Raw genomic sequence first — 12,217 nt, forward strand, 5'->3', positions numbered from 1 at the left:
AGTATTTTAGCTTGGCATATTTAAAACAAAAAATGGTTCAACAAGTTACAAAAGGCATAAAAATTTCTGTAGAAACGAACTTTGAAGGTACATTTTATAAAAATTATAAAATACATTATGCCTTTGGATATAAAGTTACTATTGAAAATCAGAGTAAAGACTCTGTGCAACTTAACGTAAGGCATTGGATAATTTTTGATGCTCTTAATAACGTAGAAACGGTTTCTGGAGAAGGCGTTATAGGCAAAAAACCTGTATTAAAACCAGGAGAATCTCATACTTATACATCTGGGTGCTTACTTACTTCTCCTTTTGGTGCAATGCAAGGCCATTATGAAATGGTAAACTTTACAACAACTAAAAAGTTTGATGTTGCCATACCTACTTTTAAGTTAAGTGCACCTTTTGCAATTAATTAAGTATTTGATTTTCTATTAAACCTAAATTTCTTTCCGTTTTGTTCTACATGAAAAAAATGACAATTTGAATAATGTACAATTTGATAAGACTCTTTGTAATTAAATTGAGCATCTTCAGCTAAAAAAACAGCATCACAATCTACATTTCCGTAAGGAGAAATACGACGATATCTGTATTCATTTTCTATATCAGTTTTATGTATTTCATACCATGCACCAGCAGCAATACCAGATAACCATTGTGCATTTTCATGAAGACCTTCTACTTTCCTAGGCTTTAAAGTTCCTTCATGATTTGGTGTATAATCTTTTAATCTATCTAAAAAATTCTTTAGATTTTCACTTTTTTGAGAACCTTTATACTCTGTAATTTCTCCAATCTCTGAAACCTCAAAAACATAGTCTCCAGTGTTTGCCAATAACACATTACTAACTGTACTTGGTGTAAACCATTTTGATTGCTGTAATGCTTTTTTAATTTTTAGGTTTGTAACTGAAGCTATTAAACTATCGGTTACAAAACGAGCACAATTACAGGCATCTTTTTTAAAAGCTGCATAATAAATAAAACCACGATTTTGCATTTTGGTTATATGAGACCTTGCTTTTTTATAATTTATTTGACTACAAACCGAAGCAATTAATCTTCCATCACCATGTGTAATTTTTGGTTTTGTAGCTAAATATTGCAAAATAGCTTCAAGATTTTCAATCTTTTCGTTTTTAATTTCTGCTTTAAATGGAAAATACAATTCGTTATCTGTAAGTCTTCCTCGAACTCTTCCGTTAGGTTCAGATGTAATGTACCTTCCAAAGTCATGATATTCTAAAATTCCAGTTTCCTTATCAATTAAAACTAGAGCCGCATGACCTGCACGAACACTTGTTTTACTTCCTATTCCTAAATATTTTAAATAGGGTGAGTACCATTCTTCAGCATGAGATACAATAGTGTCTGGATAAGCTAAAGTTAAAATAATACCAGTATTCTCTTTAATGTAATCCATTTATAGTTTCAGAAAAATTAAGATTTTTAATGGTATGCTCTTTAGTATTTAAGTTATTAAAACGCATTTCAACAAGGTTGTCTGTTTTTTCAATTTGTGTAATACTTGTTGTTTTAACAAAGCCACGATCCATTACCACACCAAAGTCGTTATTATTTTTTCCTGCTGTTTTATGAAATTCTAAAAGTGTTGATGCTGTTAATTTATTTTCAGCTTTAAACACATTAAACCAATCGCGTCTGGCTTGTATTTTGTCTTCAGTATATAGTGTAGTTGAAGACCATATTTTTGTTGCTAATGGTAATTGCTGAAAATGTTTTTGGGTTTCATCCCAAACTAGTTCATAAAATTTTAAATTAGTATTCCAGTCGGCAATCACGATTGTAAAAGGTTCAATGTCTTTAAAATTATACGAAGCTATGGTTGCTTCAATATTATCTGTGGTTAACAAATCGGTAACCACAACGCCTCTACTTTGCCTATACGTTGGTTTTCTTTTATGTAATTTAAAACCTCCATTAAGCAAACATACTACTCTGTTTTTTTCACTTGCTCCTATCCAGCTTCCGCCAGACTGCTCGTCTTTTGGCATTAATAATTCTGTATTATTAATGGAATAAAAATCTGGAGATAAAGCAACTCTACTTGGTGCTTCGTCTCTATTAGAAGTTAACACAAAATTATTATCACCTTTATAAAAAATACTTACTGTACACATAAATAGTATAGTCCTAAATTGAATTAGCAACTTACAAAAAAATAAGAATTCTTTGACATTTGCCTGAGAAAGAAATAGTTTAAAATTGCTTAACTTTGATGCTTTAAAATTTAGACAACTAAAAACACAAAATAAAATGGGAAAAGGATTTTTTAATGTGCCAATTGCAGTTAACGAACCTGTAAGAGCTTACGAGCCAGGATGCGAACATCGTGAAGCTATTTCTAAAGCTTATCAAGAAATGTACAGCAGCGTTTTAGACGTACCAATGTACATTAATGGAAAAGATGTTAAAACAGGAGATACAAAACCAATGTCTCCACCACACGACCATCAACATGTTGTTGGACACTATCATTTAGCAAAAAAATCTCACGTTGAAGAAGCTATCTCTACTGCATTAGAAGCAAGAGAGTCATGGGCAAACACACCTTGGGAACATAGAGCAGGTATATTTTTAAAAGCTGCAGAATTAATTGCCGGACCTTATAGAGCTAGAATTAATGCAGCAACTATGATGGCACAATCTAAAACTATACACCAAGCAGAAATTGATGCTGCTTGCGAGTTAATAGATTTTTTACGTTTTAACGTGCAGTACATGACAGATATGTACCACGAACAACCAGAAAGTACAAGTGGCGCATGGAACCGTTTAGAATACAGACCACTTGAAGGTTTTACATACGCTGTTTCTCCATTTAACTTTACAGCTATTGCTGGAAACTTACCATCTTGTATGGCATTAATGGGAAATGTTGTAGTATGGAAACCTAGTGACTCTCAAGTATATTCTGCAAAAGTAATTATGGATGTATTTGAAGAAGCTGGTGTTCCTGCAGGCGTTATTAATGTTGTTTTTGGAGATCCAAAAATGATTACAGACACTGTTTTAGCTAGTCCAGATTTTTCTGGTTTACACTTTACAGGTTCTACATATATTTTTAAAGAACTTTGGAAACAAATAGGAAACAATATACACAACTACAAAACCTACCCTAAAATTGTAGGAGAAACTGGTGGTAAAGATTTTATTGTTGCCCATAAAACTGCAAACCCAATTCAAGTTGCTACTGCTATTTCACGTGGTGCTTTTGAATTTCAAGGTCAAAAATGTAGTGCTGCCTCTCGTGCTTATATTTCTAAAAGTATCTGGAGCGAGGTAAAAGCTCAAGTTATAGAAGATGTAAAATCTTTTAAAATGGGTTCTCCTGCAGATATGGAGAATTTTATTACAGCAGTAATTCACGAAGCTTCTTTTGATAAGTTAGCAAAATATATTGATCAAGCTAAAAAAGATAAAAAAGCCGAAATTATTGTTGGAGGAAACTACGACAAGAGTAAAGGTTATTTTATTGAGCCTACAGTTATTGTAACTGAAGACCCAAAATACACTACAATGTGTGATGAGTTATTTGGTCCTGTTATTACAATTTATGTTTTTGAAGATAAAGATTACTCTAAAACATTAAAGCTTGTTGATGAAACTTCTGAATACGCATTAACTGGAGCTATTTTAGCACAAGACAGATATGCTATTGTTGAAGCTACTAAAGCATTACAAAATTGTGCAGGTAACTTTTATATTAACGACAAACCAACAGGTGCCGTTGTAGGACAACAACCATTTGGAGGAGCAAGAAGTTCTGGTACTAACGATAAAGCTGGAAGTATTTTAAACTTACAACGTTGGGTATCGCCAAGAATGATTAAAGAAACATTTGTTACACCAACAGATTATAGATATCCTTTTTTAGGAGAATAGATAATTTATTTTTTTAATAAATATAAATAAAAAACGCAAGCCTTTTGAGCTTGCGTTTTTTTGTTTGAATTATATTAAAACCTTTAATCGAAATCTTTATTTTCTCCTAACTGTGCTTTTTGCACATTTAATACTTTATTATCAGGACCAACTACAAATGCAACTAACTCTAAGTTATTTGTATTTTGAACATTAGAAGGAACCGTTGTAGTATAATTTACAACATATGTGTTTCCTGTTTCTGTTTCTGCAGCAGGAATAGCATCTCCCATTACATCTGTTAACACTGCTCGTGCTGTATGATCGTGCACAAAACCAACAATTGGATTTCCTGCTTGATACCATGGACTTGAAGCATCTCCATTATAATAATTTACTTGGTTATACACTAAACCATTTTCTAATAAATAAACTACAATTCTATTAGCATAACCTATTTTTAAATCATAATGCACTTTAACTTGAGCATTTATTACATTAGCCGCAATAGACGAGTTTATAGCTAAACCCATATTTTGTCTAACATTTAAATAAGGATCTACTTGAATAAAACTTTCACTAGCCCAGTTATTTACTCTATTAATTCTAGCCGAAGGCCAACCAGTTACTCCAAAAGAACTTCTTAATTGTGCATCGTAAGTAAACGCCATAGGATCACCATTATGTATCGCAACGGGAATTACATTAGCATTTTCGGTAATTGCATCCTCTAGAGCTGTAGCAAGTCTTGGGCAATATCCACACCAAGCTCCTGTATAATCCTCTATCATAACTTTAGTCGTATGTGTAGATTCTGCTGCTGTTATAGTAACAGAATTAGAATTTAATGCAGAATTATCTGGCATTGTATAAGTTGCTACAGCATTGTACTCTCCAGAAACAGTAAAAGTAGCCGGATTACTTAATGAACCAGACTCTGCAGAATAAGTAACCATATCTGTAATATTATTACCCAAATTATCTACAGCAGTAAATTTAGCCTCTCCATTATCGTACCAAAACGCATCATTATTTACAGTTAAGGTTATATCTGTTGGCAAAGGTTGAACTGTTATTGTTGTAGTATTTGTTAAACCACCATTAATTGCAGTAACAACAAAACTACCAACTGCATTAAAAGCATAAGGATTAGTAATTGTTACACCATCTAATTTAAATTCGGAACTTGCTGTTACATCTTCACCAAGTTGGTTTACTACACCAAAAGTTAATGGCGCATCAACATACGCTGTAGAGTCTTTTCCACTTACTGTAATATAAGCAACATTAGCAGGCACTTGTCCTTCATCTGTACTATCATCAGAACTACACGAAAATGCAAAAATCAAAAAAGATATTACAAACAGTTCTTTAAAAAAAAATTTAGATTTCATTATGGTATATATTATGTTATTAAAAGTAATATTCGCAATTTATAATTTTTTTGTTAATTTTTTTAACAAAAAAAACACTAATTTTATCAAAAAAATAACATTATTTTAAACTAAACAATTCCTATTTTACTAATGAAAAAATTTTTTCACATATTCCTATTAACATTAAGTTTCAATCTTTATGCGCAAGAAAATTTGCCTTCTGCAGAAATTAAATCTTTAAATGGAGACACAACAACTCTACAAGAGATTAGTAAAAAAAACGACCTTATTGTAGTTTCCTTATGGGCCACATGGTGCGTGCCTTGCAAGAATGAACTTGATGCAATTAATGATGTGTATGTAGATTGGCAAGACGAAACAAACGTTAAACTATATGCTATTTCTGTAGACGACTCTAGAACAGTGAGTCGCGTAAAGCCGTTGGTTAATGGAAAAGCTTGGGATTTTGATATTTTACTTGATACCAACAACGATTTAAAAAGAGAATTAGGAGCTTCTACCGTGCCCTTAACACTAATTATAAAGAATGGAAAAATTGTTTATAGACATTCTGGGTACACTCCTGGTGCCGAAGATGTATTATTCGATGAAATAAAAAAACATTCTTAAACCTTACAACTACCAACCATTTTTATTATGAAAAAAATCGCAATCTTTCTTGTGCTATTACTACCTATGTTAAATTTTTCGCAAGAAGTAGATACAGAAGAGAACAATACAATTTTTAAGGAGTTTTTAAACAACTTATCGGGTAACTTAGAATCTAACGCACAATGGTATACAAACGATGCTGTATTAGGTGATTTTGAAGATCCGAATCCAGATTTTGAATTAAGAGATGAGCATGTTAGAGTTAATAGCTACTTACGTTTAGACTATAGCTTTTTAGATAATTTTACTGTAGGTTTACAGGTAGAAAGCTACGAACCTTTACCACTTATTAACTATTATCCAGAATATAACGACACACAAATTGCCACATATTACGCAAATTACAGAAACAAAACTTTAGATGTTACCGCAGGATATTTTTACGAACAATTTGGAAGCGGATTATTACTTCGTGCTTTTGAAGAAAGACAACTTGGTTTAAATACTGCGCTTAGAGGTGGACGTATAAAATACAATCCAACAGAGTATTTAGACGTAACTGCACTATACGGGCAACAACGTGTTGCTTTTGATGTTTCTGAAAGTGATATTTTTGGTTTCGACACAAATTTTGATTTTGCCAAAGCATTTGAAATTAAAGGTTTTAGCAGATTAAATTTAGGATTAAGCTATGTTGGCAAAAAAGAAGATTTTACACCTCCTGTTGATGAGTTTGATCCAACTAATGAATTTGACACAACAGATTTTCCAGAAATGATAAACTCTTATTCCGCAAGACTAGATGTCGATTTTGGCAACGTTTACTTTAAAACAGAGTACGCTTTAAAAGGTGAAGACGTCTCTTATATTCCTCCTGCATTACCAGGAACTGGTATTATTGAAGGAAAGTATTTTGATGGTAATGCACTTTTATTTACTGCAGGATATAGTAAAAAAGGCCTAGGTGTAAGCAATACGTTTAGACGTATGGAAAACATGATTTTCACTGCAGAAAGAGAGGCTAAGAATATTTCTTCAACAGAATTTCAGTTTAATATGCAAAATGTTAACTACCTACCAACTTTAACCAAACAACAAGATTATTCGTTAGCAAACATTTATATATATAATACTCAACCAGGATTATTTTTACAAAACTTTGGAGGTCAAGCAGGAGAGATAGGAAATACTTTAGATATTTTTTACAACTTTAAAAAAGGTTCTTTATTAGGTGGAAAATACGGAACGAAATTTACAATGAATTTTTCTTATTGGGCTTTATTAGAAGCTGAGTTTGATCAAGCTGAATCTACTTACGAGGCTGAGTTTTTAAAATTTGGAAAACGACTTAACAGAGATATTAATTTTGAAGTTAGAAAAAGGTTTTCAAAAAATTGGTCTTCTATATTTACATATGTTAACACTATTGTTGACAAAGGAGTTGCATTAGGTGGTAATTTAGGAACAGATGGTGATATTAAATCTCAGGTTGCTATTGCAGATATTACACACAAATTAGGTAACGGAAAATCTATAAGAATAGAAGCTCAACACTTATGGACCAAAGATGACAAGAAAAATTGGGCTGGCGGAACATTAGAGTATGTGGCAAGCAGAAAACTAGCCTTTTATGTTACAGACATATATAATTACGGAAATGATATAGAAGAAGATCAAAATCATTATTACAACATTGGTGGTAGTTTTACCAAAGGAGCCACAAGAGTAGCTTTAAATTACGGAAGACAACGCGGTGGATTACTTTGTGTAGGTGGCGTATGTAGATTTGTGCCTGAAAATACAGGATTAACACTTAACCTATCTACTTCATTTTAAAAAAATATAATAGTTTAATAACAGAAAAGGCTTCCGTTATGGAAGCCTTTTCTAGTTTATAAATTACCAATTAGTATTTTATTTTCCTCCATTAGCTTGTAAATCTGCAATACATTGTGCATCTAATTGAGGCGCTTGACTTAAACCTATTAAGTTATCTATTCCAGAACCAGTTTCTGCTGCCCAATACATTAAACAAGTATCAACATTACAATGTTTTGGATGCTCACTATCTTCGTGAGCAGATTGTAATGATGCTCCTAAATTAGTTAATCCTAAAATATGACCAAATTCATGTGTAATTACAGTAGTTTCTAAAACTGTACGATTTGGTTCTACTGCACTATTACTTAAATCCTCAATAGTTTCTTGGTAAATAACAAACGATGTGTTTCTATAAGCTGTTCCCAAAACAACTCCGGATCCAGTATTACTAGCAGATGCTCCGTCTGCAAAAAATGCCCAAACAGCAATTTCATCTCCAGTATTAAATTTTGTTCTATTTGCATCTTCTATTGCTCTAATCTCATCATTAGTATAAGGAGATAGTCCAGGTGAAGCAATTGCTCTTTTCTCTACTGTAATACCATTTGGTTTAAATGTTCTATCTTCAAGAAAAGAAACAAAATTATCTACACTGGCTTGAGTTGGCTCAAAACCTTCTACATAAACCAACTCAACAACCATACTTTTAAAAGTTGTACTTGAAAGCAAGTCGTTAGAAGAAGTTCCTGTTCCTTGAAGGTGTGATGTTGGATTATCTGTATTATTGTTTCCACTAGCAGCACTGTCATCATCACTAGAACAAGCTACAATAAAAATTAAAAGTAAAATGTAAAATGTCTTTTTCATATATGTAAATTATTATTTAATAATAGTTTTTTTTATTAACGATAAAATATAAGTTTTAGTTTTAAAAATAAAAACCAAAACTACCTGTAACACCAAATTTTCTAGCATCAGGATTTAAAATAGGATCTAAGTAGTTGCCTCTAAAATTAAAATCTATTCTAAACACTTTAAAAATATTCCCTACACCTACACTATATTCATAATAAGCCTCCTTATTTGGCGCCACATAAGTTAGCCCAGAAGCATTAATATTTCTATTATCTTGTGATACGTCACCCATAACACCTCTAAAACCTACAATAGCTCTAAGGTTATATTTTTTTAGAAATGGAATTCTAGAAAATAAACGTCCGTTAAAATTATGCTCTACATGAAGTGTTGCATACTCATCGGTAACAAATTCGTAAAAATCTAAATTTGAAAATGTATTGTAAATTGAGAAGTAACTTTGGTTACCAGGAACAACACTCATTAAACCTAACGGAATATCTCCATAAGTTTTTCCAACTTCAATACTAGTTGTTAATCTACCTAAACCTCCTAAAGACCATGGTTGGTAATAAGAAAATTGAAGTTTTTTATAATCGAAATCACTATTAAACATATTTGGATCTCCTACAGTTACTTGAGCAAATAATCTTGCAAAGTCATCATTTTTTATTCGGCGTTCTACACCAAAACCTGTCATTTCCCTTTTTGGAAAATACGATAACGATAAGGCCGTTTCATATTGCTTAATTTCAGATTTAGTTTCTGTTTGAGATGCATCGGTAAAATAGTCTAAACTAAATGTTGAGGATGCAGATTCTAATGTTTTATATGTTCCGCTTATTCGTGTTACAAAATTCCTAGACGGCTCGGCTTCTATAGCCATTGTTGTTAAATTAACATTAGTTAATTTATCGTTAGTACCTGTTCCAACTACAGAAGATGATGCTAAACTTCTTCCTAAAACATCTGTAGAACTTGTTAAACTTGCGCCTATTTGCTCTACATCTCGTCTATTTCCTCCAGAAATAATTAAACGGCTTTTTTTATCTAATAGCCATTTTCCAGAAATACCATATTTAAATTTATCGTCTCTAAAACCATAAGCTAAAAAACCTTCTATACGCCATAAATCGTTTTGTCCAAAATAAGTTCTTCCACCTCCACGCAATCTTACTCCTTCTACTTCATTATATCCAAAAGTTGAAAAAATGGGACCATAATCTAAATTTAACTCATCAAATTCTATATATCCTGAAGCTAGAATACTTCCTAAATTATAAAGACGTTTAAATTTTTTAGTTTTCTTTAGCGAGTCTAACATCACGTAGACTCCTTTTTCATCTTTACTTAAAGACTCCATTCTATTTTCTTCCCAAAAAGCATCGTCTTGGTTATAAATATCCTCGTTAAAACTATAAATTTTCTCTTTATAAAATTTAGGTTCTTTTTTCTCATTAAATTTATAGTTATCGTATAAAGTTGTACGTTTCCCATAAATCCCTTGTGATTTTTCTTTTTTATTAAAAGCAAAATCCGACATAAAATAGTCTCGTTTAATTAAGAAGGTAGAATCATTTAAAACATCAAATTCTTGTTCTATATATATTTCCTTAACCCAGTTAATATTTGCACTTTTAGAGGCTTGCATATTAATATCTTTAATAGCAAAAGTGGTATCGGCAACCCAAAAATCTCCTTTAAAGGTTAATTCGTTTTTACGTCTTGGGTAATAAATAATATTGTAACACCATTTATTATCTATATAAGCACTATCTGCTAAAACATAATTATATGTTTGAATTCCTGTTCTAGAAATTGGACTAGTAAAACTCTTATCAAAAAACTTTAAATAATTATCGTAAACATCATAATCGCTATATAAATCGTCTACAAAATCTATAATAACTTGATTGTTACTAAAACCTGAATTTTTATTTCCTTTTAAAATTTCTCTCTTTTCATTTATAACATTATCACCATAAACCTCTGCAGAAGATTCATTAATAAACATTGGCAAATATGTTTTCCCTGTTACTTTAGAGGTATCTACTTGCTCGAAAACAAATTCCATTCCTCTAAAAAGTTTACTATTTATTGTCGAACTATCAATGGTATTTAAATCGAACTCAACTTTTTCATATTTATCGTATTTATATTGCTTGTATTGTTTTAAGCCATTACTTCTTTTATTAGCCCAAATTTTACGTAAAATATCTATTGCTGGATTATTTTTTTTAGGTTGTTTTCCTGTTACTAAAACAACTTCTTGCAAAGTAGCCGCATCTTCTTGTAAAGTTACATCGAATTTATAATTTACTTTTTGTGGTAGTGTTACTGTTTGCTTTTGGAAACCTATAAAAGAATACACTATATTTTCATGCGTTTCTTCGTCTTCTAAATAGTATCGCCCATTTTCGTCTGAAGTTGTACCAATACTTGTACCTTCGAAATATATATTTACGTATGGCACAGGTAAATTAGCATCATCGTAAACATAACCACTAACTTTAGTTTGTGCGAATATAGAAATGCTTACTAAGCATAAAATCAACAATAAGTACTTTTTCATAGAAACCAAATATAAAAAAGAAACTTCATCAACAATTATGCTAATGAAGTTTAATTTTTAATTATTTTTTAAATATTATTTATACATTACCTTTTTTACCGCCTTAATTACTTCGGTATAATCTGGTAACCATTCTGCTAAAAGTACAGGTGAGTATGGTGCAGGAGTATCTGCTGTATTAATTTTTACAACTGGTGCATCTAAATAATCAAACGCTTCAGATTGTACAATATATGTTAACTCTGTAGAAACATTTCCAAATGGCCAAGCTTCTTCTAAAACAACCAAACGATTTGTTTTCTTTACAGACTCTAAAACAGCTTTTTTATCTAAAGGACGTACAGTTCTTAAATCTATAATTTCACAAGAGATACCATCTTTTGCTAATTCGTCTGCTGCTTTATAAGCCTCTTTAATAATCTTTCCAAAAGAAACAATAGTTACATCTGTTCCTTCTCTTTTTATATCGGCAACTCCTAAAGGAATCGTGTATTCTCCTTCTGGCACTTCACCTTTATCTCCATACATTTGCTCGCTTTCCATAAAAATAACTGGATCATCATCACGAATAGCTGCTTTTAACAAACCTTTTGCATCATATGGGTTAGATGGCACTACAACTTTTAATCCTGGAGTATTAGCAAACCAACTCTCGAAAGCTTGAGAGTGTGTTGCCGCTAATTGACCTGCAGAAGCAGTTGGACCACGAAATACAATAGGACATTTAAATTGCCCACCAGACATTTGTCTAATTTTGGCTGCGTTATTTATAATTTGATCAATTCCTACTAAAGAGAAATTAAAAGTCATGTATTCTACAATAGGTCTGTTTCCCGTCATTGTAGAGCCAATAGCAATCCCTGCAAAACCAAGTTCTGCAATTGGAGTATCTATAACACGTTTAGCACCAAATTCGTCTAACATACCTTTAGATGCTTTATAAGCACCATTATATTCTGCGACCTCTTCTCCCATTAAGTAAATGCTTTCATCTCTGCGCATTTCCTCACTCATTGCTTCACATATAGCTTCTCTAAATTGAATTGTTTTCATATTGCTTTATAAAATTGAAACACAAAAATAACAATAACTC

The 12,217-nt window shown here is 31.7% G+C and carries 10 protein-coding genes; 4 read left to right on the forward strand and 6 right to left on the reverse strand.

Going from position 1 to position 12,217, the window contains the following annotated elements:
• Nucleotides 1-32 precede the first annotated feature (32 nt).
• On the forward strand, nucleotides 33-419 hold the full coding sequence (apaG, locus tag CLV86_RS04125) for a Co2+/Mg2+ efflux protein ApaG (protein WP_076734080.1): 387 nt from the start codon (nucleotides 33-35) through the stop codon (nucleotides 417-419).
• Here apaG and CLV86_RS04130 read toward each other — a convergent pair.
• Together CLV86_RS04130 and CLV86_RS04135 are read right to left on the reverse strand one after the other, a co-directional pair.
• A complete protein-coding gene (locus CLV86_RS04130; protein WP_121049972.1) occupies nucleotides 416-1,426 on the reverse strand; it encodes a DUF6695 family protein in 1,011 nt (336 codons plus the stop codon). The two genes, apaG and CLV86_RS04130, sit on opposite strands and share 4 nt — an antisense overlap.
• Nucleotides 1,413-2,144, reverse strand: a complete 732-nt coding sequence (locus CLV86_RS04135; RefSeq protein ID WP_121049975.1) for an NRDE family protein — start codon at nucleotides 2,142-2,144, stop codon at nucleotides 1,413-1,415. Before CLV86_RS04135 ends, CLV86_RS04130 begins: the two co-directional genes overlap by 14 nt.
• Nucleotides 2,145-2,280: 136 nt before the next feature.
• Here CLV86_RS04135 and pruA point away from each other — a divergent pair, with 136 nt between their 5' ends.
• Complete coding sequence (gene pruA, locus CLV86_RS04140; protein ID WP_121050255.1) at nucleotides 2,281-3,909, forward strand: L-glutamate gamma-semialdehyde dehydrogenase; 1,629 nt, start codon at nucleotides 2,281-2,283, stop codon at nucleotides 3,907-3,909.
• Between the two features lie 83 nt (nucleotides 3,910-3,992).
• On the opposite strand, the gene CLV86_RS04145 is transcribed toward pruA, so the two are convergent.
• Nucleotides 3,993-5,282, reverse strand: coding sequence for an Omp28-related outer membrane protein (locus CLV86_RS04145; protein ID WP_121049978.1), 1,290 nt, complete (start codon nucleotides 5,280-5,282; stop codon nucleotides 3,993-3,995).
• A gap of 132 nt (nucleotides 5,283-5,414) precedes the next feature.
• Here CLV86_RS04145 and CLV86_RS04150 point away from each other — a divergent pair, with 132 nt between their 5' ends.
• Both CLV86_RS04150 and CLV86_RS04155 read left to right on the forward strand, forming a co-directional pair.
• Nucleotides 5,415-5,894: a TlpA family protein disulfide reductase gene (locus tag CLV86_RS04150; protein ID WP_076734084.1), complete on the forward strand. Its 480-nt coding sequence runs from the start codon at nucleotides 5,415-5,417 to the stop codon at nucleotides 5,892-5,894.
• 27 nt (nucleotides 5,895-5,921) lie between these two features.
• The gene (locus tag CLV86_RS04155) at nucleotides 5,922-7,712 is read left to right on the forward strand and encodes a DUF6029 family protein (protein WP_249037447.1); all 1,791 of its coding nucleotides are present in this window, start codon (nucleotides 5,922-5,924) and stop codon (nucleotides 7,710-7,712) included.
• Nucleotides 7,713-7,790: 78 nt separating this feature from the next.
• On the opposite strand, the gene CLV86_RS04160 is transcribed toward CLV86_RS04155, so the two are convergent.
• The 3 genes from CLV86_RS04160 to CLV86_RS04170 all read right to left on the reverse strand — a co-directional run bounded on the left by CLV86_RS04160 (nucleotide 7,791) and on the right by CLV86_RS04170 (nucleotide 12,177).
• Nucleotides 7,791-8,564 (reverse strand): membrane metalloprotease, encoded by a 774-nt coding sequence (locus CLV86_RS04160; protein WP_121049984.1) that lies wholly within the window; start codon nucleotides 8,562-8,564, stop codon nucleotides 7,791-7,793.
• A 61-nt stretch (nucleotides 8,565-8,625) separates the two neighbouring features.
• Entirely contained in the window at nucleotides 8,626-11,124 is a 2,499-nt protein-coding gene (locus tag CLV86_RS04165; protein ID WP_121049987.1) for a DUF5686 and carboxypeptidase-like regulatory domain-containing protein, read from the reverse strand.
• Nucleotides 11,125-11,199: 75 nt separating this feature from the next.
• On the reverse strand, nucleotides 11,200-12,177 hold the full coding sequence (locus tag CLV86_RS04170; protein WP_076734088.1) for a pyruvate dehydrogenase complex E1 component subunit beta: 978 nt from the start codon (nucleotides 12,175-12,177) through the stop codon (nucleotides 11,200-11,202).
• Nucleotides 12,178-12,217: the final 40 nt, after the last annotated feature.

Source organism: Lacinutrix venerupis (assembly GCF_003663945.1).
Lineage (GTDB): Bacteria > Bacteroidota > Bacteroidia > Flavobacteriales > Flavobacteriaceae > Lacinutrix > Lacinutrix venerupis.

Coding starts and splice junctions, on each gene's coding strand:
- apaG (WP_076734080.1), top strand. CDS start 33: ATGGTTCAACAAGTTACAAAAGGCATAAAAATTTCTGTAGAAACGAAC.
- CLV86_RS04130 (WP_121049972.1), bottom strand. CDS start 1,426: ATGGATTACATTAAAGAGAATACTGGTATTATTTTAACTTTAGCTTAT.
- CLV86_RS04135 (WP_121049975.1), bottom strand. CDS start 2,144: ATGTGTACAGTAAGTATTTTTTATAAAGGTGATAATAATTTTGTGTTA.
- pruA (WP_121050255.1), top strand. CDS start 2,281: ATGGGAAAAGGATTTTTTAATGTGCCAATTGCAGTTAACGAACCTGTA.
- CLV86_RS04145 (WP_121049978.1), bottom strand. CDS start 5,282: ATGAAATCTAAATTTTTTTTTAAAGAACTGTTTGTAATATCTTTTTTG.
- CLV86_RS04150 (WP_076734084.1), top strand. CDS start 5,415: ATGAAAAAATTTTTTCACATATTCCTATTAACATTAAGTTTCAATCTT.
- CLV86_RS04155 (WP_249037447.1), top strand. CDS start 5,922: ATGAAAAAAATCGCAATCTTTCTTGTGCTATTACTACCTATGTTAAAT.
- CLV86_RS04160 (WP_121049984.1), bottom strand. CDS start 8,564: ATGAAAAAGACATTTTACATTTTACTTTTAATTTTTATTGTAGCTTGT.
- CLV86_RS04165 (WP_121049987.1), bottom strand. CDS start 11,124: ATGAAAAAGTACTTATTGTTGATTTTATGCTTAGTAAGCATTTCTATA.
- CLV86_RS04170 (WP_076734088.1), bottom strand. CDS start 12,177: ATGAAAACAATTCAATTTAGAGAAGCTATATGTGAAGCAATGAGTGAG.